Origin of the sequence: Streptomyces sp. L-9-10, from assembly GCF_004151105.1 — a bacterium.
Lineage (GTDB): Bacteria > Actinomycetota > Actinomycetes > Streptomycetales > Streptomycetaceae > Streptomyces.
The window spans coordinates 15,062-37,534 of sequence record NZ_PHRF01000089.1 but is presented as its reverse complement, the minus strand read 5'-3'; the positions used below and the strand labels follow the sequence as shown (position 1 = coordinate 37,534).

General features: G+C 72.1%; 22 protein-coding genes. 17 read left to right on the top strand and 5 right to left on the bottom strand.

All coding sequences use genetic code 11. The annotated features are described in order from the left end of the window. Positions 1–150 precede the first annotated feature (150 nt). The 7 genes from CU044_RS20235 (at position 151) to CU044_RS20205 (ending at position 6,968) form a co-directional block, all read left to right on the top strand. A complete protein-coding gene (locus CU044_RS20235; RefSeq protein ID WP_030354916.1) occupies positions 151–1,272 on the top strand; it encodes a ParA family protein in 1,122 nt (373 codons plus the stop codon). Beyond that, positions 1,269–1,871, top strand: a complete 603-nt coding sequence (locus CU044_RS20230) for a hypothetical protein (RefSeq protein ID WP_129770141.1) — start codon at positions 1,269–1,271, stop codon at positions 1,869–1,871. Before CU044_RS20235 ends, CU044_RS20230 begins: the two co-directional genes overlap by 4 nt. A gap of 47 nt (positions 1,872–1,918) precedes the next feature. Beyond that, positions 1,919–3,037: a segregation/condensation protein A gene (locus tag CU044_RS20225; RefSeq protein ID WP_129770124.1), complete on the top strand. Its 1,119-nt coding sequence runs from the start codon at positions 1,919–1,921 to the stop codon at positions 3,035–3,037. An 86-nt stretch (positions 3,038–3,123) separates the two neighbouring features. Next, entirely contained in the window at positions 3,124–3,723 is a 600-nt protein-coding gene (gene scpB, locus CU044_RS20220) for an SMC-Scp complex subunit ScpB (protein WP_129770140.1), read from the top strand. Further along, complete coding sequence (locus tag CU044_RS20215; RefSeq protein ID WP_129770123.1) at positions 3,723–4,928, top strand: pseudouridine synthase; 1,206 nt, start codon at positions 3,723–3,725, stop codon at positions 4,926–4,928. Before scpB ends, CU044_RS20215 begins: the two co-directional genes overlap by 1 nt. Positions 4,929–5,208: 280 nt before the next feature. Beyond that, on the top strand, positions 5,209–5,949 hold the full coding sequence (locus CU044_RS20210) for an NUDIX domain-containing protein (protein WP_129770122.1): 741 nt from the start codon (positions 5,209–5,211) through the stop codon (positions 5,947–5,949). Further along, complete coding sequence (locus CU044_RS20205; protein WP_129770121.1) at positions 5,946–6,968, top strand: ADP-ribosylglycohydrolase family protein; 1,023 nt, start codon at positions 5,946–5,948, stop codon at positions 6,966–6,968. The genes CU044_RS20210 and CU044_RS20205 overlap by 4 nt, the downstream gene beginning before the upstream one ends. 58 nt (positions 6,969–7,026) lie before the next feature. On the opposite strand, the gene CU044_RS20200 is transcribed toward CU044_RS20205, so the two are convergent. Continuing rightward, a complete protein-coding gene (locus CU044_RS20200; protein ID WP_129770120.1) occupies positions 7,027–7,710 on the bottom strand; it encodes a nucleotidyltransferase domain-containing protein in 684 nt (227 codons plus the stop codon). A gap of 177 nt (positions 7,711–7,887) precedes the next feature. Between CU044_RS20200 and aroH the strand changes: the two genes are divergently transcribed. The 5 genes from aroH to der all read left to right on the top strand — a co-directional run bounded on the left by aroH (position 7,888) and on the right by der (position 12,492). Further along, entirely contained in the window at positions 7,888–8,250 is a 363-nt protein-coding gene (gene aroH / locus CU044_RS20195) for a chorismate mutase (protein ID WP_129770119.1), read from the top strand. Then, positions 8,247–9,332 (top strand): prephenate dehydrogenase, encoded by a 1,086-nt coding sequence (locus tag CU044_RS20190; RefSeq protein ID WP_129770118.1) that lies wholly within the window; start codon positions 8,247–8,249, stop codon positions 9,330–9,332. Before aroH ends, CU044_RS20190 begins: the two co-directional genes overlap by 4 nt. 217 nt (positions 9,333–9,549) lie before the next feature. Beyond that, entirely contained in the window at positions 9,550–10,263 is a 714-nt protein-coding gene (cmk, locus tag CU044_RS20185; RefSeq protein ID WP_129770117.1) for a (d)CMP kinase, read from the top strand. A gap of 107 nt (positions 10,264–10,370) precedes the next feature. Next, positions 10,371–10,958: a lysophospholipid acyltransferase family protein gene (locus CU044_RS20180; protein ID WP_129770139.1), complete on the top strand. Its 588-nt coding sequence runs from the start codon at positions 10,371–10,373 to the stop codon at positions 10,956–10,958. Positions 10,959–11,031: 73 nt separating this feature from the next. Continuing rightward, positions 11,032–12,492, top strand: coding sequence for a ribosome biogenesis GTPase Der (der, locus tag CU044_RS20175; RefSeq protein WP_129770116.1), 1,461 nt, complete (start codon positions 11,032–11,034; stop codon positions 12,490–12,492). A gap of 125 nt (positions 12,493–12,617) precedes the next feature. Here der and CU044_RS20170 read toward each other — a convergent pair whose 3' ends face one another. Beyond that, positions 12,618–12,971: a hypothetical protein gene (locus tag CU044_RS20170; RefSeq protein WP_129770138.1), complete on the bottom strand. Its 354-nt coding sequence runs from the start codon at positions 12,969–12,971 to the stop codon at positions 12,618–12,620. 101 nt (positions 12,972–13,072) lie between these two features. Further along, entirely contained in the window at positions 13,073–13,867 is a 795-nt protein-coding gene (locus CU044_RS20165; RefSeq protein WP_129770115.1) for a hypothetical protein, read from the bottom strand. A gap of 634 nt (positions 13,868–14,501) precedes the next feature. On the opposite strand from CU044_RS20165, the gene CU044_RS20160 reads away from it, so the two are divergent. The 3 genes from CU044_RS20160 (at position 14,502) to CU044_RS20150 (ending at position 17,069) form a co-directional block, all read left to right on the top strand. Further along, positions 14,502–15,434 carry a hypothetical protein gene (locus CU044_RS20160; RefSeq protein WP_129770114.1) on the top strand — a complete coding sequence of 311 codons (933 nt, stop codon included), beginning with the start codon at positions 14,502–14,504 and terminating at the stop codon, positions 15,432–15,434. Between the two features lie 117 nt (positions 15,435–15,551). After that, positions 15,552–16,511: a YafY family protein gene (locus CU044_RS20155; RefSeq protein ID WP_129770113.1), complete on the top strand. Its 960-nt coding sequence runs from the start codon at positions 15,552–15,554 to the stop codon at positions 16,509–16,511. 342 nt (positions 16,512–16,853) lie between these two features. Continuing rightward, positions 16,854–17,069 carry an I78 family peptidase inhibitor gene (locus CU044_RS20150; RefSeq protein WP_129770112.1) on the top strand — a complete coding sequence of 72 codons (216 nt, stop codon included), beginning with the start codon at positions 16,854–16,856 and terminating at the stop codon, positions 17,067–17,069. A gap of 157 nt (positions 17,070–17,226) precedes the next feature. On the opposite strand, the gene CU044_RS20145 is transcribed toward CU044_RS20150, so the two are convergent. Beyond that, a complete protein-coding gene (locus tag CU044_RS20145; protein WP_129770111.1) occupies positions 17,227–18,228 on the bottom strand; it encodes a phosphatase PAP2 family protein in 1,002 nt (333 codons plus the stop codon). Positions 18,229–18,653: 425 nt separating this feature from the next. On the opposite strand from CU044_RS20145, the gene CU044_RS20140 reads away from it, so the two are divergent. Continuing rightward, positions 18,654–20,405 carry an MFS transporter gene (locus CU044_RS20140; protein WP_129770110.1) on the top strand — a complete coding sequence of 584 codons (1,752 nt, stop codon included), beginning with the start codon at positions 18,654–18,656 and terminating at the stop codon, positions 20,403–20,405. 208 nt (positions 20,406–20,613) lie between these two features. Next, positions 20,614–21,855, top strand: a complete 1,242-nt coding sequence (locus CU044_RS20135) for an acyl-CoA dehydrogenase family protein (protein WP_129770109.1) — start codon at positions 20,614–20,616, stop codon at positions 21,853–21,855. 36 nt (positions 21,856–21,891) lie between these two features. Here CU044_RS20135 and sepF read toward each other — a convergent pair whose 3' ends face one another. Next, positions 21,892–22,326, bottom strand: coding sequence for a cell division protein SepF (gene sepF, locus CU044_RS20130; RefSeq protein WP_129770108.1), 435 nt, complete (start codon positions 22,324–22,326; stop codon positions 21,892–21,894). Positions 22,327–22,473: the final 147 nt, after the last annotated feature.

Here is a 22,473-nt window from a genome sequence, read left to right as displayed (position 1 = left end):
GTGTTGCTGCGAAGCGGTGACACGCCATAGAGTCGCCAACCGTCGGCATGGTGCCACGCTGACCTATCGATAAGTTTCCTGGTCCCGTCCAAGGAGGTAAGACGACTTGTGAATGAGTCGACATTTACTCCCGGGGGTGGTCAACCAGGAATGCCTGTGAGGAGCCAGAGCCCGTCGTCCGGGCTCAAGGCTGTCGGCTCCGTAGCGGTCCGCACCTTCGCCACCCACCAGCACATGACGACAGCCCACCAGATGATGGACGGCCAACACGTGAACGCCATGGCCGGCAACGAGGGTGGCCGAGAGTCCACTCCATTCGCCGACTACGACGAAGTGCCCGAGGGGCACTTCTACGACCCCGACGCCGAGTACGAGCCCGACCCCGAGTACGCGGCCACCCTCGCCCCCGACGCGGCCCGCCAGCGTCGCGAGCGGATCGGCCCGACCGGGCGTCCCCTGCCGTACTTCCCGATCCCGGGCCCGCTCACCGACCACGGCCCCGCGAAGATCATCGCGATGTGCAACCAGAAGGGCGGCGTCGGCAAGACGACGTCGACCATCAACCTGGGTGCCGCGCTCGCGGAGTACGGCCGGCGTGTGCTGCTCGTCGACTTCGACCCGCAGGGAGCCCTGTCGGTCGGTCTCGGCGTGAACCCGATGGAGCTGGACCTCACCGTCTACAACCTGCTCATGGAGCGGGGCATGGCGGCCGACGAGGTGCTGCTGAAGACCGCCGTGCCCAACATGGACCTGCTGCCGAGCAACATCGACCTCTCGGCCGCGGAAGTGCAGTTGGTGAGCGAGGTGGCGCGCGAGTCCACGCTCCAGCGGGCGCTGAAGCCCCTGATGCAGGACTACGACTACATCGTGATCGACTGTCAGCCCTCGCTCGGTCTGCTGACCGTGAACGCGCTGACCGCCGCGCACAAGGTGATCGTGCCGCTGGAGTGCGAGTTCTTCGCGCTGCGCGGGGTGGCGCTGCTGACGGAGACCATCGAGAAGGTCCAGGAGCGGCTCAACCCCGAGCTGGAGCTCGACGGCATCCTCGCCACCATGTACGACTCCCGTACGGTGCACAGCCGTGAGGTCCTCGCGCGCGTGGTCGAGGCCTTCGACGATCACGTCTACCACACGGTGATCGGACGGACCGTTCGCTTCCCGGAGACCACGGTCGCCGGTGAGCCGATCACCACGTACGCCTCGAACTCCGTCGGCGCCGCCGCGTATCGCCAGCTCGCCAGGGAGGTGCTCGCCCGGTGTCACGCCGAGTGAGTCTGCCCGGGGCCGACGAACTGTTCCGTACCACCGGCGGCATGGCGCTCCAGTCCTCCCCGCCGGCGGACCGGCGCAGGAACGCCAACGGCGAGCCCCGGGTGCCCGCTCCGGCGGGGGAGAGCGATCCGTCCGGCGAAGCGGCGGGCGCCTCCTCCTCCACCGCGGTGGAGGAGCACTCCGCCGCCGGTACGGACGCCCAGGAGCCGTCCCGGAGCAGGACCGCCGACGCCGAGCAGGCGGCCTCCTCCGTGAAGGGGCGACGGCCGCAGGAGGCCGCTTCCGCGGCCTCCGCGGGCCAGGGGCAGGCACAGGGCCAGACGCAGGCCGCGGGGCCGCAGGGCGGGCAGCAGCGCCGCCGGGGACGTGGCGCCAACCGCCGCCCCAGCGGACGCGAACGGCACGACGAGAAGATCACGGTCTATGTCTCGGCCGAGGAACTGATGGACCTCGAACACGCGCGGCTCGTGCTGCGCGGTGAGCACGGACTCGCCGTGGACCGTGGCCGGATCGTCCGCGAGGCCGTCGCCGTGGTCCTCGCCGACCTCGAATCGCGCGGCGACGCGAGCATCCTCGTACGGCGCCTGCGCGGGCGCTGAGGATAGCCTGCGCGGGCCGTCCCTCCGCTCCCGCCCTCAGGACCCCGATGCCGCCCCCGCCCCCCGGTCTCCACCGCCCGTCCCGCCGCACTCTGGGCCGCGGGCCAGGGGCGTCGGCGCCCGAGCCGGTTTCCGGGCCCGCTCCCGTATCCGTGCCTGTGCCGGTACCGGAGCCCGTGGTGGAGCCAGCTGCCGGACCGGAACCGCCGCCGGTGCCCGAGCCTGCCTCCGTGCCGGACCCGGAGCCGGACCCTTCGCCCGCGCCGGAGCCGGTACCGGTGCCTTCGCCCGAGCCTTCGTCGGAGTCCGCGTCCGAGTCCGCGCCCGGTGACGGGCGGTTCACCGTACGGCTGGTGAACTTCGAGGGCCCCTTCGACCTGCTGCTCCAGCTCATCTCCAAGCACAAGCTGGATGTGACCGAGGTCGCGCTGTCGAAGGTCACCGACGAGTTCATGGCGCACATCCGCGCCATGGGCCCGGACTGGGACCTCGACCAGACCACCGAGTTCCTGGTCGTCGCGGCGACCCTGCTGGATCTGAAGGCCGCCCGGCTGCTGCCCGCCGCCGAGGTCGAGGACGAGGCCGATCTCGCGCTGCTCGAAGCGCGGGACCTGCTCTTCGCCCGGCTCCTCCAGTACCGCGCGTACAAACAGGTCGCGGAGATCTTCAGCGAGCGCCTGGACGCCGAGGCACGGCGCTACCCCCGTACCGTCGGGCTGGAGCCGCACCACGCCGCGCTGCTCCCCGAGGTCATCATCAGCATCGGGCCCGAGGGCTTCGCCCGGCTCGCCGTGAAGGCGATGCAGCCCAAGCCCAGACCGCAGGTATACGTGGAGCACATCCACGCGCCCCTGGTGTCGGTGCGGGAACAGGCGGGGATCGTCGTCGCGCGGCTGCGGGAGCGCGGCGAGATCAGTTTCCAGGCGCTCACCGAGGACGCCGCGGACACCCTCACCGTCGTGGCGCGCTTCCTGGCGCTGCTGGAGCTCTACCGGGAGCGGGCCGTCGCCCTGGACCAGGAGGAGGCGCTCGGCTCGCTCATGGTCCGCTGGACGGGCGGGGACGGTGACGTGGAGGCCGCCGTCACGGACGAGTTCGACCGTGAGTCCGGGCCGGCCGACGGGGCGGGCGAGGGAACGGACGAGAAGAAGAAGGTGACGGTGTGAGCGAGAGGGTGCGGGAACGGGAACGGGAGCGGGAACAGGCGAGGGCGCGGGCGGCGGAGCGCTCGTCGTCGGGCGCGGTCGCGGACCTGGACCTCAAGCCCGCGCTGGAGGCGGTCCTCATGGTCGTCGACGAGCCCGCCACCGAGGAGCATCTCGCCAAGGTCCTCGACCGTCCCCGGCGGGCCGTCGCCGACGCGCTGCGCGAGCTGGCCGACGAGTACACCGTGCAGCGGCGGGGCTTCGAGCTGCGGCTGATCGCCGGCGGCTGGCGCTTCTACACCCGGCCCGAGTACGCCGACGCCGTGGAGGCGTTCGTCCTCGACGGCCAGCAGGCCCGGCTCACCCAGGCCGCGCTGGAGACGCTGGCGGTCGTCGCGTACCGCCAGCCCGTGAGCCGTTCCCGGGTCTCGGCGGTGCGCGGAGTGAACTGTGACGGCGTCATGCGCACCCTGCTCCAGCGCGGGCTGGTGGAGGAGGCGGGCGCGGAACCCGAAACAGGTGCGATCCTGTACAGGACGACGAACTACTTTTTGGAGCGGATGGGCCTGCGGGGCCTGGACGAGCTCCCGGAGCTCGCGCCCTTCCTCCCCGAGGCGGACGCGATCGAGGCCGAGAGCCAGGAAGGCGTTCCGTCGTTCGATCCGGACGCCCCGGATACCCACGCAGACGACAAGACGGAACTTTGATGCGAAGCAACGGCAGGAACAGCGGCAGCGGCAACAGGAGCGGCGGAGGCGGGAGCGGCGGCGACCGGGACAACCGGGGAGCCGGCAGCGGGCGGGACGACGAGCGGAAGCGGCCGTCCCGACCCCGCCCCGAGGAGCGCCGTTACGACGTCGGCCGCTCCGGCCCCACCGGTGGTTCCGGCGCGTCCGGGGCACCCGCCGGCGCGCGCCGTTCCGGTGGCTCCGGCGGTTCCGGCGGTTCCGGTGGTTCCGCGGGCGGCTCCTCCGGCGGGGGCTCCCGTCAGGGCGGTGCCCGTGGCGCGGCGGCACGCGGTGGTGCCAAGGGCGGCCCCAAGCCTTCGCAGAGCGGTGGCCGCGGCGGTCCGCGGCGCGGTGCCCCGTCCCGTCCGCGCGAGCTGGACGCCAAGATCGAGCAGCGCAACCGCGACCGGTACGCGGACCGGCCCTCGGTCAAGACGCCCAGGACCAACCCGGGCGCCGAGCAGGAGGGCGAGCGGCTGCAGAAGATCCTCGCCCGCGCCGGCATGGGCTCGCGCCGCGCGTGCGAGGAGCTGATCGAGCAGGCCAGGGTCGAGGTGAACGGCGAGATCGTCCTCGAACAGGGCATGCGCGTGGACCCGGACCGCGACGAGATCAAGGTCGACGGGCTGACCGTCGCCGCGCAGTCGCATCTCTTCTTCGCGCTGAACAAGCCGGCCGGGGTCGTCTCCACGATGGGGGACCCCGACGGGCGGCAGAACCTCGGCGACTACGTCACCAACCGCGAGACCCGGCTCTTCCATGTCGGCCGGCTCGACACGGAGACCGAGGGCATCATCCTGCTCACCAACCACGGTGAGCTGGCCCACCGCCTCACGCACCCCAAGTACGGCGTCAAGAAGATCTATCTCGCCGCGATCCAGGGCCCGTTGCCGCGCGATCTGGGCAAGCGGCTGAAGGACGGCATCCAGTTGGAGGACGGCTACGCAAAGGCCGACCACTTCCGGGTCGTCGAGAACACCGGCAAGAACTATCTGGTGGAAGTCACCCTCCACGAGGGCCGCAAGCACATCGTGCGCCGGATGCTCGCCGAGGCGGGTTTCCCGGTCGACCGGCTCGTCCGGACGTCCTTCGGCCCGATCCCGCTGGGTGACCAGAAGTCCGGCTGGCTGCGCCGCCTCACCAACACCGAGGTCGGCATGCTGATGAAGGAAGTCGGGCTGTAACACGCCCACGGCGTCCTCCCCGGACACGCCGGACATCGAGAAGCCCGCGGCCTGACGGCCGCGGGCTTCTCCCTTGTGCGGACGGCGCGTTCAGCTTTATAGTCAATGTGACCATTAAGGAGGTGGCCGTGCGTCGCGCGATCACGAGTCGGACGGCCGTGCGCACGTACGGCCGGTGGACCTGGACCCACGGGGGTGGCCCAGGCTCCAGGCCCGGTCCGGTCGGTCCTCACGGACCCGCGAGGACCGACCGGACAGGACCTCGGCCTCCGGAGCGGTCATGACGGCTCGGGGGCGGGCGCCGGGGGGCTACGACCCCGCCGCCTTCGAGCCGTTCGCGGTCGCCGTCGATCTCGCCGTCTTCACCGTGCGCCTCGGCCGGCTGCACGTACTCCTCATCGAGCGGGGTGAGGAACCGTACCGGGGCGACTGGGCGCTGCCCGGTGGTTTCGTACGGCCGAGGGAGTCCGCAGGACAGGCCGCCCGCCGTGAACTCGCCGAGGAGGCGGGCCTGTCGGCGCCGACCGCGGGCGCGCTCCATCTGGAGCAGCTGCGCACCTACAGCGATCCGGACCGCGACCCCAGGATGCGGGTGGTGTCCGTGGCGTACACCGCGCTCGTCCCCGACCTGCCCGAGCCGCGCGGCGGCGGGGACGCCGCCCGCGCCCAGTGGGTGGAGTTCGGCGCCCGCGGGCCGCTCGCGTTCGACCACGAACACATCCTCGCCGACGCCTACGACCGGGTCGGCGCCAAGCTCGAATACACCTGTCTCGCCACGGCCTTCTGCCCGCCCGAGTTCACGCTCGGGGAGCTGCGGCAGGTGTACGAGACGGTCTGGGGCGTGGAGCTCGACCGCCCCAACTTCCGGCGCAAGGTCCTCACCACGCCGGATTTCGTGCAGACGGTGGAGGGGCCGCCGCGCCGGACGGGTGGCCGGGGGAAACCGGCGGCGCTGTACCGCGCGGGCCCCGCCACCACGCTGCACCCACCTCTGCTGCGACCGGAAGGACGGAAGGCATGATCATCGCGAGGGCCCAGACCAAACAGGCTGCCACGGGCTCGCTGATCGGGCTCGCGCTCGGTGACGCGCTGGGCTTCCCCACCGAGTTCAACGACGTGCCGTCGATCCTCGCCAAGAGCGGTCCCTGGCGCGAGATGGCGCTGCCGGAGCCCGCGTTCGTCACGGACGACACCCAGATGACGCTGGCGTTCGCGCGCGGGATCAGGACGGCGATGGACCGGGGCGTGCTCGGTCCGCTGCGGCTGGAGCGGCCGGTACGCGACGAGTTCGTCCGCTGGTACCACTCCCCGGACAACAACCGCGCCCCCGGCAACACCTGCCTCACCGCCTGCCGGCTCCTCGACAGCGACCGCCCCTGGCAGCGGGCCAGCCAGACGCACTCCAAGGGCTGCGGCGCCAACATGCGGGTCGCGCCGATCGGACTCGTCCCCGGCCTCAGCGACGAACAGCGCGGCGGCGCCGCGCAGTTGCAGGCGGCGCTCACCCACGGCCATCCGACGGCGCTCGCCGCCTCCGACCTGACGGCCCGCGCGGTCTGTCTGCTGGCGCACGGCGGCGAGCCGCAGGCGCTGGTGGGCCAGCTGCGCTCGTACGCGTACGAGAACCGCGAGCGCTACCACCACCGCTGGCTCGGCGACCTCTGGACGCTCTCCGGCGATCCCACGCCCGAGACCTTCATCGCCCGGGGCTGGGACGAGTGCCTGGAGGCCCTGGAACGCCTCCAGGCGGCCCTGCGCGCCCCTTCGCCGGAGACCGATCCCTGTCTGGCCACCGGAGACGGCTGGATCGCCGAGGAAGCCCTCGCCACCGGTCTGCTCTGCTTCCTCCTCTTCCCCCAGGACCCGGTCACCGCCCTGCGCCGCGCCGCCTGCACAAGAGGCGACTCCGACTCCCTCGCCTGCCTCGCGGGCGCGTTCGCGGGCGCCCATCTGGGCGCGGGAGCGTGGCCCCGGGAGTGGGCGGAGCGGATCGAGTACCACGGCGATCTGATGGCGCTGGGAGCGCTCTGGGATTCCTGAGCCGCGTCAGCGGACCGCCCGCACATGTTCCGAGCACCGTGCTTCAGAGCGCCGTGCTTCAGAGCGCTGAGGCGCGGCGCACGCGGGTCAGGAAGTCCTCCACGCGCGCGAGGTCCGGGTCGGCCGGCAGCGGGGAGCGGGACACCGCCTCGTCGGCCTCGGCCACGAGGCGGGTCATCCGGCGCTCCACCTCCGGCCACGGGACCTCGCCCCGCTTGACCGCCAGCAGGTGGTCCCGGTTCCGGCCGACGCCGATCACCAGGCTGCCCGTACGCAGCAGATCCCGGCAGGAGGCGAGCAGCCGCAGCAGATGCATGGCGTGCTTCCAGCGCGGGGCGCCGTGCAGGCGTACGTCCGCCTCCAGCTTCCGGCGCCGGCCCTCGGCGTAGCGGACGAACGTCCGGTGGGCCCGCCGGGACAGGAACGCGTCGCGCAGGGCGAGCAGTTCACGGCCGGTGTCGTCGATCCGTTCGACGAGCGGGGAGTGCAGACACTCCAGGACATTCGGGTTGGTGCGCAGGGCGAGGGAGCAGAAGCGCTCCAGCTCCCAGGAGAACTGCTCCGGGGCCGGGCCCTCGACATGGGCCGGCGGCTTCTCGAAGCGCCAGAAGAGCGGGGTCGGGGCGAGGAAGACACCGCGCCGGTCCGTGTCGCTGCCCTCCGTCGCGAGTCCGAAGGCGCGCGAGCCCATCACACACGCGTAGACGGTGTGTTCACGGACGAGCGCTTCCGGCGAGGTCATGGGGGAGAGGCTACGGGGGCACCGGGCAGGGGTCCGAGTGGTTTTCCGGCGGCCCGGCGGGCCCGCTCGCGCCGGGGCGCGAGCGGGCCCGCTCCCGTCGGCGGGAAAGGTCGCCGCGCCCCCGTTCCGCGCGGCTGACTACCCTGGGACGAGCACTCGATCACTGAGGAGAACGTCGTGGCGGTACGAGCGGTGCGCGGAGCGGTCCAGCTGGAGCGGGACGAGGCCGGGCACATGGACGACCAGGTCAGGCAGCTCCTCACCGCGATCCTTGAGCGCAACGCGCTCACCGCGGACGATCTGATCAGCGTCTGGTTCACGGCCACGCCCGATCTGCACAGCGACTTCCCGGCCGCCGCGGCCCGCGGGCTCGGCATAGTCGACGTCCCCCTGATCTGCGCTCAGGAACTGGACATCGAGGGCGCCCTGCCGCGCGTCGTCCGTATCCTCGCCCATATCGAGTCCGACCTGCCCAAGTCCGAGATCGCGCACGTCTACCTCGGCGCCGCGGCCACCCTCCGCAAGGACATCGCCCAGTGAGAACCGCCGTCGTCATCGGTACGGGCCTGATCGGCACCTCGGCGGCGCTGGCCCTGGCCGGCCGCGGGGTCACCGTCCATCTCAGCGACCACGACCCCTCCCGCGCCAGGACCGCCGCCGCGCTCGGCGCGGGGACGGACGAGGCGCCCGAGGGCCCCGTCGACCTCGCGATCATCGCCGTACCGCCCACGCATGTCGCCGCCACGCTCTCCTCGGCGATGCGTGACGGCGTGGCCCGCGGCTATCTGGACGTGGCCAGCGTGAAGGGCGGCCCCCGGCGCGAGCTGGAGGCGCTCGGCCTCGATCTCGCCGCGTACATCGGTACGCACCCCATGGCCGGCAAGGAGCGTTCGGGACCGCTGGCCGCGACCGCCGATCTCTTCGAGGGGCGCCCCTGGGTGCTGACCCCGACCCGGGACACCGACACCGAGGTGCTGAACCTCGCCCTGGAACTGGTCGCGCTGTGCCGGGCCGTGCCGGTGGTGATGGACGCCGACGCGCACGACCGCGCGGTCGCCCTCGTCTCGCACACCCCGCAGCTGATCTCGTCGATGGTCGCCGCCCGTCTTGAGGCGGCCGACGAGACGGCCGTACGCCTCTGCGGCCAGGGCATCCGCGATGTCACCCGGATCGCGGCCTCCGACCCCGGGATGTGGGTCGAGATCCTCTCCGCCAACCCCGGCCCGGTCGCCGACGTACTGGCCGGGGTCGCCGCCGACCTCGGTGAGACGGTCGAGGCGCTGCGCGCGCTCCAGTCCTCGGACGCGGAGAAGCGGCGCGGAGGGGCCGCCGGGATCGAGGACGTCCTGCGGCGCGGCAACGCGGGACGGGTGCGGGTGCCCGGCAAGCACGGCGCCGCCCCCGCGACGTACGAGGTCGTGGCCGTCCTCATCAGCGACCGGCCGGGCGAGCTGGCCCGTATCTTCGCGGACGCGAGCCGCGCCGGGGTCAACGTGGAGGACGTACGGATCGATCACGCGACCGGGCAGCAGGCGGGTCTGGTGCAGCTGATGGTGGAGCCGTCGGCGGCCCCGGGGCTCTCGGCGGCCCTGCGGGAACGCGGCTGGTCGATCCGGCAGTAGTCCGGCGGCGAGCGAGCCGCCAGTGGTCCGGGGTCCGGTGGCGATCGGCCGGTGGCCGGGCGGCGATCCGGCGGTGGTCCCGCGGCAGTCACGCGCGGTGGCCCGCGTCCCGCCGAACGGGTGCATTCGGGGTCCTGAGTACTCGGTAACCTTGTGCGGGGGCGTATGTGCGTCCCCGCGCATCCACCCCCATGAACCAGGAAGGTGTCCGACCCCCGTGGACAACGGAGCAACCCCCGCCCGGACCGCACCGGCCGCTGTGATCGTCGCCATCGACGGGCCCTCCGGCACGGGCAAGTCGAGCACCTCCAAGGCCGTGGCCGCCCAGCTCGGGCTGAGCTACCTCGACACCGGCGCGCAGTACCGTGCGATGACCTGGTGGATGATCACCAACGGTGTCGACGTGTCGGACGGCGCCGCCGTCGCGACCGCCGCGGACAAGCCCGTACTGGTCTCCGGGACGGACCCGGCCGCCCCCACGATCACCGTGGACGGGGCGGACGCCTCCGGTCCGATCCGTACCCAGGAGGTCACCTCCAAGGTGAGCGCGGTCAGCGCCGTGCCCGAGGTGCGGACCGTCGTCACCGAGCTCCAGCGCTCCATCGCCGCGGCGGCGGGGAACGGGATCGTGGTCGAGGGCCGTGACATCGGTACGACCGTGCTGCCGGACGCCGACGTCAAGATCTTCCTCACCGCGTCCCCGGAGGCCCGCGCCGCCCGGCGCAGCGGTGAGCTGAAGGGCAAGGAGGCGACCGATGTCGCCGCCACCAAGGACGCCCTGGTCAAGCGGGACGCGGCCGACTCCAGCCGTACGACGTCCCCGCTCGCGAAGGCCGCGGACGCGGTCGAGGTGGACACCACGGAGCTCACGCTCCAGCAGGTCATCGAGTGTGTCGTGACCCTGGTCGAGGAGAAGCGGGCCGCGAAGTGAGCACACCGTCAGCGCCGGCGGCCAGAGCCGCGTCCCCGAAGGGCGCGGCCCCGGCCCCGGCCTCGGAGAAGGGCGCGGCGGTCGGGCGCGGCATCGGCATCGGGCTGATGTACGGCCTGTGGCGCCCGCGGGTGCTGGGCGCGTGGCGGGTTCCGGCGGACGGCCCCGTCATCCTCGCCGTCAACCACGCGCACAACATCGACGGCCCGATGCTGATGGGCACCGCGCCCCGTCCGGTGCACTTCCTGATCAAGAAGGAAGCCTTCATCGGCCCGCTCGACCCGTTCCTGCGGGCCATCGGGCAGCTGAAGGTGGACCGTACGGTCGCCGACCGCACCGCCATCACCGACGCGCTCGGGGTGCTCAGGGACGGCGGCGTGCTGGGGATATTCCCCGAGGGCACCCGGGGCGAGGGAGACTTCGCCTCACTGCGCGCCGGACTGGCGTACTTCGCCGTACGGTCCGGGGCGCCGATCGTGCCGGTGGCGGTCCTGGGCAGTACGGAGCGCCGGGGCCGGCTGATACCGGCGCTGCCTCCCTTGCGCAGCCGCGTGGACGTCGTCTTCGGCGACGCCTTCGAGGCGGGGGACGGCACCGGACGGCGTACCCGCAGGGCGCTGGACGACGCCACCGCCCGGATCCAGGAGCGGCTGACCGTCCACCTGGAAAACGCCAGGCGCCTGACCGGGCGCTAGCGGACAGTTGAGTACTTGAGTAGTGCGCCGCGTGCCGCGGCGCACCGATCACGATGAACGAGGTACGGACTTCATGAACGACCAGATCGACTCCGCCGACGAGCACGGAGAGCTCGGCGATGCCGAGTACGCGGACTTCATGGAGCTTGCCGCTCACGAGGGCTTCGAAGCCGAGGAGGTGGAGGGGGCGATCGATGAGGCCGGTCACGGACCGCTGCCCGTCCTCGCCGTCGTCGGCCGCCCCAATGTCGGCAAATCCACTCTCGTGAACCGGATCATCGGCCGCCGCGAGGCGGTCGTCGAGGACAAGCCCGGCGTCACCCGCGACCGGGTCACCTACGAGGCCGAGTGGGCGGGCCGCCGCTTCAAGATCGTCGACACCGGCGGCTGGGAGCAGGACGTCCTCGGCATCGACGCCTCCGTCGCCGCCCAGGCCGAGTACGCGATCGAGGCCGCCGACGCGGTCGTCTTCGTCGTGGACTCCACGGTCGGCGCGACCGACACCGACGCCGCCGTGGTCCGGCTGCTGCGCAAGGCGGGCAAGCCCGTCGTGCTCTGCGCCAACAAGGTCGACGGACCGAGCGGCGAGTCCGACGCCACCGCGCTCTGGTCGCTCGGACTCGGCGAGCCCCACCCGGTCTCCTCGCTGCACGGCCGGGGCACCGGCGACATGCTCGACGCGGTGCTCGAAGCGCTGCCCGAGGCCCCGGCGCAGACGTTCGGCACAGCCCTCGGCGGCCCCCGCCGTATCGCGCTCATCGGCCGCCCGAATGTCGGCAAGTCGTCCCTGCTGAACAAGGTCGCGGGCCAGGACCGCGTCGTCGTCAACGAGATCGCGGGCACCACCCGTGACCCGGTCGACGAGCTGATCGAGCTGGGCGGCGTCGTCTGGAAGTTCATCGACACCGCCGGTATCCGCCGCCGGGTCCATCTCCAGGAGGGCGCGGACTACTACGCCTCGCTGCGTACCGCCGCCGCCGTCGAGAAGGCCGAGGTGGCGGTCGTACTGATCGACACCAGCGAGTCCATCAGCGTCCAGGACCAGCGGATCATCACGATGGCCGTCGAGGCGGGCCGTGCCCTGGTCATCGCGTACAACAAGTGGGACACCCTCGACGAGGAGCGCCGCTACTACCTGGAGCGGGAGATCGAGACGGAGCTGGCACAGGTCGCCTGGGCCCCCCGGGTGAATGTCTCGGCGCGTACCGGCCGCCATATGGAGAAGCTGGTCCCGGCGATCGAGACGGCCATCGCGGGCTGGGAGACCCGGGTCCCGACCGGCAGGCTCAACGCGTTCCTCGGTGAGCTGGTCGCCGCGCATCCGCACCCGGTACGGGGCGGCAAGCAGCCCCGCATCCTGTTCGGTACGCAGGCGGGCACCAAGCCGCCGCGCTTCGTGCTCTTCGCCTCGGGCTTCATCGAGGCCGGCTACCGGCGCTTCGTGGAGCGCCGGCTGCGCGAGGAGTTCGGCTTCGAGGGCACCCCGATCCATATCTCCGTGCGGGTGCGCGAGAAGCGCGGACGTAAGAAGTAAGCGCGGACGTAAGAAGTAAGCGCGGCCGCAAGAAGTAGGCGGGCGGAACCCGGCGTACAGCACGCCGAGAGCGGTGGGGCCCGGTACGGATGATTCCGTACCGGGCCCCACCGCTCTCGGCGCGGTCATCTGCCCCGGCGGGGGCCCGGCGGAAGGGCGGGGGGAAGCGCCGCCTGAGCCGGCCGTCCCGAGTGCTGCCGGGGATCACGCTGCCAGGATCCGGGGTACGGCGTGTGCCCGAGTCCGGAGTGGGCGCCGTACCCGCCACGCGCGGCGTGCAGCCCGGTGCCGAAGGCCGTGAAGCCGAGGTTCTCCTCATTGCTGCGGTCACCGGGCAGTGCCCTGAAGGACCGGCGGAATTCGGAGTACAGCGCGTCGTAGATCGGGGTCGTGGAGAACCCGTCCGCGACATCCTGCGCGGGGCGCATGGAAGGGATATGGCTCTGGTACTGCTGGCGGGTGGGGTCGTATGAGTGCACGTACGTGCCAACGACCTCGTCGCCCGTCGGATGCGGGCTGCCCTGGGAATTCGCCGTCGCCGGGATGCGGAGCGGCGGGCGGGCGCGGCGCGTGGCCTCGGTCACGTGCCGGCCAGCGGCATCGCCGCGGCGACCAGCTTGCCGTTGGCCGCGGCCTTCTCCAGGGCGTCGCGCAGCAGGTCCTCGCGGGGCTGCTGGCCGATGGAGCCGACCGGCGCGGCGAAGACCAGGACGGTGTGCGACTTGTTGGCGGCGGTCCGCCAGCCCTCGGTCACCTGGAGCGGCTGATGGGCCTGCCACCACGCGGTCGGGGTACCGCCGCCGGTGCCCGGCTGGAGTACGGCGTGCAGCTGCCCCATCGCGAGGAGCACCGACCAGCCGGGCAGCGGGGCGGGCACCTGGTTCAGATCACCGAGCGGCTGGAAGCCCTGCTCGATGAGGAGCGGCAGGAACTCGTCGATGGTGGCCTCCGAGCCGGGCCGGACGATCGGGGCGGTCGGCTCGACGACCAGCGCGGGGTGCAGATCGCCCTCGATCAGCACCAGACCGCTGGTGACCCCGAGCACGGCCTGGTTGGAGCCCGCGGCCGGGACCCCCCGCGCTCCCTCGGGCTGGGGCTCGCCGCCCGTGATCGACCGGACCGCCCCCTGGAGCTGGTCCTCGGCGACCTGGACGACCTGGGAGGGAATGCAGGTGGCGTGGGCGAAGGCGAGAACGGCGGTCTCCTCGCCGACGAACAGCACGGTGCTGGTCCGCTCCTGTTCGGAGTCGCCGGGGGTCCGGCAGGACGTGCAGTCGTAGCTGCCCGGGGAGTTCTCGCCGGAGAGCAGCCGATCGGCTTCTTCGTCGCCGATCTCGGCGCGTACGTCCTCGCTGACATCGAGCATGCGCGGCACGGGTGGCTCCTCGAACTCGGTGCGTGGGCCGGGCTGTTCCCGGCTCGTACAGAAGACAACGGGCGAGCCGTCGCCCGGGTCACGCGCGAAGGGGAACGGAATCGAACCATCCCGGGCGGGGCGTGGGCCGTCGGCCGGAACGGCCCGGTGCCGCCCAACATCTGCCGGGCGAAGGGAAGTTGATCCGGTACGCCGACGCGCTGATCCACACACGGACAGATGGACAGGTCGACAAATCGGGAAATCAGCGAATCAATGGGGTGGCTGAATCTCATTGCTCCCTTCGGTGGTCCCGGCGTCCGGTCCGGGCGGCGTGCGTGTGGCGTCCGGGGTGTGTCCACGCGGTTCGCCGGTGCCGTACCGGCGCGTGAACGTACGGATCTGCTCCGACTCGGCACCATGTGGGTCATTTCCGCATCTACCCAGTCGGCATCTGCCCAGTCGGCCCGAACAGGGACCGGCCGAAACCGCACGGACCAGGGAGGCCCGGCACGTCATGCATCTCTCGGCCTTCCCTACGGCGTCCGGGGGCGCGAAGCCCCGCGACGCGCTGTGCCGCGGCGGCGGCGCCTTACCCGGCGGCGTTCACCGCCGGGGACAAGGCAGCAGATGTGATCCGAAAGGGCAGAACCGTATGACCAGCAGACCCAGCGGGCGGCCGTCGCCCGCCGTGTGCACCGCCGACTGCATCGCCGACTCGGCGGGGGGAATCACCTTCGACATCACGGGTGCGGCCCGCCCCGACGCGACGCTGGTGCTGCGCCGCCGCGCGGGCCACGACGACGGGGCGCCCGGCGGCGAGGCGTGGGGTGGCGGCGACGACGAGGTACGGCTGCCGCTGACCGGTCCCGCCGTCACCGGAGCCGGGCGGGCGCGGCTGCGCGCCGTCCTGCCCAGCACCGTCGAACTGGCCGAAGGACACTGGGACGTCTTCACGGGCGCCTCGGGCGACCTGCCCGTGCGGCCCGGGATCAGGGACGTACGGGCGCTGATCGACCGGGTGCCCGGGGCGGGCCCGGTCGCCGCCCGCGTCCCGTACCCCACCGCGGACGGCCGGCTCGCCCTCAGGACCTGGCTCCGCGCACCGCACGCCGAGGCCGGGACGGTCCGCTGCGAGCCGGCCGGGATGTCGGTCGAGGGCGTGCTGTACGGAGCCGAGCTGGGGGAGCACGCGCGGGCCGAGGCCCGGCTGCGCGGCGGCGACCGTACGCACCGGGTGGCCGTGACCGGCCGGGGCGGGGTGTTCGCCTTCACCCTGCCGTACGGACCGCTGGCCGCAGAGCCGGGCGAGCGGGGTGGGCCGGGCCGGGACCGCAGGCACTGGGATCTGTGGCTGCTGCCCGCGCCGGGCGCCGCCGGCATACGGGTCTCCCGCATCCTCGACGACATCTGGGACAAGCGGGCGATCCATGTCTATCCGGCACACGGCGTCTCCGCGTCGCACGGCACGGACGGCTGGCTGGCCGCCCCCGGCTACACCCATGACAACGACTTCTGCGTACGGCTGGACCCCGCGCCCGTGCCCGCCGCGCCCGTGCCGACGCCGACGCCGACGCCGACGCGCTGACCGGCAGGGACCCGCGAGCCGAACGCTCCGGCGGACGGCGTCCGCCGGACTTGCGGATTTGCGGATTTGCGGACTTGCGGACAGAAGCTGTCCGCGAGTGGGGTCAGACTGGGGCCCATGTTGGAGACCTCGGCACGACTGCTGCGCCTGCTCTCACTGCTCCAGGCCCACCGCGAGTGGTCCGGCGCCGACCTCGCGGACCGGCTCGGCGTCACCCCGCGCACCGTACGGCGCGATGTCGACCGGCTGCGCGAACTCGGCTACCCGGTCAACGCCAGCCCTGGCACGGGCGGCGGCTACCAGCTCGGCGCGGGGGCCGAGCTGCCGCCGCTGCTGCTGGACGACGAGGAGGCCGTCGCCGTCGCCGTCGGCCTGCGCACCGCCGCGGGCAACGGCGTGGAGGGCATGGGCGAGACCTCCGTACGCGCCCTGGCGAAACTGGAACAGGTGCTCCCGAACCGGCTGCGGCGCCGGGTGAGCGCCCTCAACTCCTTCACCGTGCCGATGCTGCGCGGGCCGCGGGGGTCCATGGCCGACCCCGGCGTCCTCACGGAGGTTGCCAACGCCTGCCGGGACAGCGAGCGGCTGCGCTTCGCCTACCGCGACCACGAGGACTCCGTCACCCGCCGCGCCGTCGAGCCGCACCGTCTGGTGTGCACCGAACGCCGCTGGTATCTGGTCGCCTGGGACCTGGACCGCGCCGACTGGCGCACGTTCCGGGTGGACCGGATCACCCCCACACCGCCGCACGGACCGCGCTTCACCCCGCGCACCCCGCCCGCCGAGGACCTCGCCGCGTATGTCTCGCGGGGCGTCTCCACCCGGGCCTACGCCACGTCGGCCGTGATCCGGCTGCACGTGTCCGCCGAGGAGGCGGCCCAGGACGTGTCACCGTCCACGGGCGTCCTGGAGGCGGTCGACGAGCACAGCTGTCTGCTGCGGACCGGGGCGGCGAGCCTGGATGTGATGGCGATCCATCTGGCGCTGCTCGGCTTCGACTTCGAGGTGATCGAGCCAGCGGAGCTGACCGGGCACCTCAGGGCCCTGCGGGACCGGCTGTCCCGCGCCCTGGGCTGACACGCCCGCGCCGACGGGAACGTACAGGTATGGGTACGTGTCGGCGGGCGGCGGATTGTGCGGGGGACTCGTGAATTCCTCGACGGTCCATCAATTGATTTCCGCGGTCGGCCGGAAAACGACTGTCGCGGGCGGTGGAATTCCGGGTGGGCTATTTATGTGATCTTCGAGGTATGGAATTTCTAAGAAGTCGGATGTGAAGGGGCCGTAAGAGTGACGCGGTTCGCATCCGGAGCGCGTCGGAACCTGTGACACAAGTGTGACCGCGGGGGGACGAGATGCATACGGGTGAGGTATCCGTTCGCCTTCCTTCGACCGTCCCCGGCGCCTACGGTGAGTGGTATGTCACCGATACCGACTCCACCCCGACAGCCCGACGACGCCCCCGAGTCCTATGTCGGACTCGACTCCGGGAGCGCCGAACGGCGCGCCCGCGAGCGCGGCTGGACCACCGTCAGGGCGCTGCCCCCGGGCTCGATCATCACGATGGAGTTCGTGGCGGGCCGGCTCAACTTCGAGGTCGAGGCGGGCCGGGTCATCCGCTGCTGGCTCGGCTGACCGGCGGCCCCGCCGCGGGCTCCTGACGGCCTCCTGACGGCCTTCCGGCGGCCCCCTGGCACGCAGCGCGCACGCAGGAAGGCCCCGGCCGGAGCCGGGGCCTTCCTGCGTACGCGGGTGGGGCCGTGCGTACCGCCCCCGCGGTCCTCGGGGGCGGTCAGCCGCCCGTCATGGGCCGCGAGTGCCCCGGCCGACGGCTGCCGGCCGGGGTGATCGGCGTACGCTCCGAGCGCACCGTGTGCGGCTTCGTCTGGGTGAGCTGACCCGTGCCCGCGACGGTGCCGGCGGTACGGCCGGCACCGGGGTGGCCGCCGTGACCTGCTCCGATGGGCCCGCACGGCGGCTCGTCGCCCAGCCCCGACGCCTCCTGCGGGACCGCCGCGGGCCGCGGGCCCCCGGAGGCGACCGGGGTCGACGGCGTGGTCCTGCGGCGCGCGCGCCACCGCTCGCGGACCGCGAAGATCGCCAGCTCGGCCCGGCCGATCAGCGGCTCGAAGAGGGGCAGCGCCAGCAGGATCAGCAGCCCCGCGGCCCAGCCGAGCAGCACATCGCTCAGCCAGTGCGTACCGAGGTAGACGGTCGTCGCGCCGACCCCCAGCGCGACCACGGCCGACATGACCGACAGATAGCGCCTGGCCCGGGGCGTGGTGGCCAGATAGGCCAGGATTCCCCAGGTCACCACGGCGTTGGCGGTGTGTCCCGAAGGAAATATATCGCCGCCCGCGAAGAGCTCGGCCGAGCCGATCTGCGTCGCGTAGTGGGGACCGAGCCGGCCCAGGCCGAGCTTGACCGCCCCGACGGTCACATTGAGCAGCAGCAACGCCGTGCCGAGGGCCAGCAGCGGCCGCAGCGTGTGCTGCCGCCAGGAGCGCCAGCCCAGCCAGGCCGCGATCATCACGGCCGTGGGGCCGCGCTGTCCCAGGACCACGAAGTAGTCGAGAAAAGGATGCAGTTCCGGCCATTGCTGATAGGGCCGGAAGAGCATGACCTTCCAGTCGAGGATCACCAGCGAGGACGAGACGAGCACGGCAACGACGATGGCGAGATAGAACGCCAGCGTCCCGCCGAAGAGAGCCTTGCGGGTGCGGCTCATCCGCGGGATCTCTATCTTCGGCGGTTCCGGCTCCCGGTCCAGACGGGCAAAGATGTCGGTACGCACCCAATCGACGTTACAGCGAGTGAGCGAGTGAACCGGTCGATCCGGTCTCTTTGTGATGACGATGTGATGTGGAGTGCGTCTCGGAGAGTGGTTTATCAGGGGGCGTTCCGGAAATCGAAGGGACCTTCGGCCCTATTAATCGACACGCCGTTCCCGGAACCGTCTTTGTGTGGAACAGAATTAGTTCACCGGGGCGTCGCACGGAATTTCCCTCCCGCTCGTGCGCGCCCGGAGTCCCGGCCCTGGCGGGCGGGAGTGGCGTACGCCACACTCGTCGGCCGGAAGGGTGAGAGATGCGCCACGCGGCGCGCGCGTTCACTCGCGTACGCTGGCGGCTCACTCGCCCGTCGATGCCGGGCCGCTCCGAGGGACCCCGTGTCCCCGCTGGCCCGCCGAGCGCGAGGGACGCATTGGGAGGTACTCAGATGTCCGGGAGCACCACGGCCGGCGCACGGCTGCGCGTGGCCGGGGTCCGCGGGGGTGCCAACCGCTGGGTCGTCCTGGTCGTCCTCTGTGTGAGCCTGCTGCTGGTCGCGCTCGACGCGACCGTGCTGCATGTCGCCGTCCCGGCGGTCACCGCGGACCTCAGGCCCAGTGGTGTCGAGCTGCTCTGGATCGTGGACGCGTATCCACTGGTCTGCGCCGCGCTGCTGATCCTCTTCGGCACGCTGGGCGACCGCATCGGAAGACGCCGGGTCCTGCTCATCGGATACGCGCTCTTCGGGGCGGCCTCGGCCGTCGCGGCCCTCGCCGACACGCCACTGGTGCTGATCGTGGCGCGCGCCCTGCTCGGGGTCGGCGGCGCGATGATCATGCCCGCGACGCTCTCCATCCTGCGCGACGTCTTTCCCGACCGGCGCGAGCGCGCCATGGCCATCGGCGTCTGGACGGCGGTCGCCGCCATCGGGGCGGCCCTCGGCCCGGTGCTCGGCGGCTTCCTGGTCGAGCACTTCTGGTGGGGCTCGGTCTTCCTGATCAACCTCCCGCTGCTGGCGCTCCTGCTGCCGCTCGGCCGGCTGGTGCTGCCCGAGTCGAAGGGCTGCGGCGACGGGCCCTGGGACGTGCTCGGCGCGCTGATGGCCGCGGCCGGGGTGCTCGGGGTGGTCTTCGGGGTGAAGCGGCTCGGCGCCGGGGAGGGGCCTCTCGGCCCCGAGACCCTCGGCCCGCTCTGTGTCGGCGCGGCCCTCCTCGTCCTCTTCGTCCGCAGGCAGCGGCGCAGGGCGCATCCGCTGATCGACATGCGGATGTTCGCCAGGCCCACGTTCTCCGTCTCCGTCGGCTGCATCGTCCTCGCCATGCTGGCCCTGGTCGGCCTGGAGCTGATCGCCGTCCAGTACCTCCAGCTGGTGCTGGAACTCAGTCCTCTGGAGACCGGACTGCGGCTGCTGCCGCTCACCTTCGCCGCCATGGCCGCGGGGGTCACCGGCTCGGCCACGTTGCGCCGGGTGGGGCCGCGCCGGATGGTGGCCTCGGGCTTCGTACTGACCGCGGGCGCCGTTCTGCTGCTGGTACTGATGGGCCAGCACGACCGGCCGGGGCTGCTGACCACGGGGTTCGTCCTGCTCGGTTTCGGGCTTCAGACCACGCTCTTCGGCGCGTACGAGTCGATGCTCAGCGAGGCTCCGGCGGACCAGGCGGGCGGCGCCGCGGCCATCGGCGAGACCTCGTACCAGCTGGGTGCGGGCATGGGGATCGCCCTGCTCGGCAGCGTGATGAACGCGGTGTACGCGCCCGCGCTGACGTCGGTCAGGGGTGTCCCCGCGTCGGCGGGTTCGGCGGCGTCCGACTCGCTCGGCGAGGCCTACGAGGTCGCTGCCCGGCTCGGTGGACCGGCGGGGGAGAGTCTGCGTACCGCCGCGCGCCACTCGTTCGTCCACGGTCTGCACGTCACGCTGTTCGTCAGCGCGGGGCTGCTGCTGCTCGGCGCGCTGGCCGCGCTGCGGCTGCCGAGGATCATGGAGTGCCCGCCCCCGGAGGCGACCGAGGCGACGAGTGAGGCGACCGAGGCGACCGAGGCGCGCGAGGCGCGCGAGGAAGCGTCCGGAGAGGCGCCGGAGTCCGGGGAGGCGCGGCCGTCCCGCACGCAGGAGCCACGGCCGCCCCAGCCGCGCAGAGCGCCGACGGCGGCACGTGAGTCCTCGGAGGCGGCGGTCCCGGCGGGCCGCGGCTCCCGTTAGGCGTACCGGCGTCCCCTCGTGCCGGCGCCCCCGTGTCCGGCCCGCAGGACGGCCCGCAGGACGGCCCACGGGACGGCTGACGCGCGGACGCGGCGACCGGGGTGTGTCTGGACGCGCGGCACACCGCGTCGTACCGTCGTCACCGAGCTGTAACTAGCACCGCTAGTTACAGCTCGTCAGAGCCGTGCGAGCCGCCGGAGGCCGTCCCATGTCCGCACCGTCCTCACCGACCGCACCGTCCGCGTCGTCGGTCGCCAAGCCCCCGCCCTTCGACCCCGGCGACCCTCTCGGCCTCGATGATCTGCTCGAACCGGAGGACCTGGCGATCCGGGACACCGTACGGACCTGGGCCGCCGACCGGGTCCTGCCGCACATCGCCGAGTGGTACGAACGCGGCGAACTGCCCGTCATCCGTGAACTGGCCCGTGAACTCGGCGGACTCGGCGCGCTCGGGATGTCCCTGACCGGATACGGCTGCGCGGGTGCCACCGCCGTCCAGTACGGACTCGCCTGCCTGGAGCTGGAGGCCGCCGACTCCGGGATCCGCTCCCTCGTCTCCGTACAGGGCTCGCTCGCCATGTACGCGATCCACCGCTTCGGCTCCGAGGAGCAGAAACAGCGCTGGCTGCCCGGCATGGCCGCCGGCGAGATCATCGGCTGCTTCGGACTCACCGAGCCCGACCACGGCTCCGACCCGGCCGGAATGCGTACCCACGCCAAGCGGGACGGCACCGACTGGGTGCTCAACGGCCGCAAGATGTGGATCACCAACGGGTCGGTGGCGGGGGTCGCCGTCGTCTGGGCGCGGACCGACGAGTCCAGCGCCGCCGGCTCCTCCATTCGCGGCTTTCTGGTCCCGGCGGGCACCCCCGGCTTCTCGGCCCCGGAGATCACCCACAAGTGGTCACTGCGTGCCTCGGTCACGAGTGAACTGGTCCTCGACGATGTACGGCTGCCCGCCGACGCCGTCCTCCCGGAGGCCATGGGACTGCGCGGTCCGCTCAGCTGTCTGAGCCACGCGCGGTACGGAATCGTCTGGGGTTCGATGGGCGCGGCGCGCGCCAGTTTCGAGGCGGCGCTTCAGTACGCCAGGACCCGGGAGCAGTTCGGCCGGCCGATCGGCGGCTTCCAGCTCACCCAGGCCAAGCTGGCCGACATGGCCCTCGAACTGCACAAGGGCATCCTGCTCGCCCACCATCTGGGGCGGCGTATGGACGCGGGCCGGCTCCGCGCCGAGCAGATCAGCTTCGGCAAGCTCAACAACGTGCGGGAGGCGATTGAGATCTGCCGCACCTCGCGGACCATCCTCGGCGCCAACGGGATCTCGCTGGAGTACCCCGTGATGCGCCATGCGACGAACCTGGAGTCGGTGCTCACGTACGAGGGCACCGTCGAGATGCATCAGCTCGTGCTGGGCAAGGCGCTCACCGGCCTCGACGCCTTCCGGTGACCCCGTCGGTACCGGGCGAACCGGTGAGCGCCCTGCTCAGCTCTGGTTGAAGAAGCCGTCCTTGCCGTGGCCCGCGGCCTCACCGGTGACGATCTCGGTGTCGGCCGGGCTCAGCAGGAAGACCCGGGTGGCCACGCGGTCGATCGAGCCGCGCAGCCCGAAGATCAGCCCGGCGGCGAAGTCCACCACGCGCTTGGCGTCGGCGGGCTCCATGGCCGTGAGGTTCATGATGACCGGGGTGCCGGCCCGGAAGAGCTCGCCGATGGTCCGGGCGTCCCGGAAGCTGTCCGGGGACACGGTGGCGATTCTGCGGTCCTGCTCCGGGGCGGCCTCGGCGACGACCCGTACGCGCGGGTCGGTCCGCCAGTTGTCGCCGTTCTCCGCACCCTCGGCGTACTCGTCGTCGTAGTAACGCTCGTCGTTGTCCTCAACGAGGCCCAGCCAGGCACTCGCCTTGCGCACCGATCCCATGGACGCCTCCTTTCACCGCGGTCACATGACGTTCCCTATCCCTATGGTCGACCATCATGCGGATCGCGCGCCAAGGGGATAGTCGGCGCGCAGATGATTCGTGACGGTACTGGTGCAGAAGATGTGGCGGTTCGTCAAGGTTCTTCC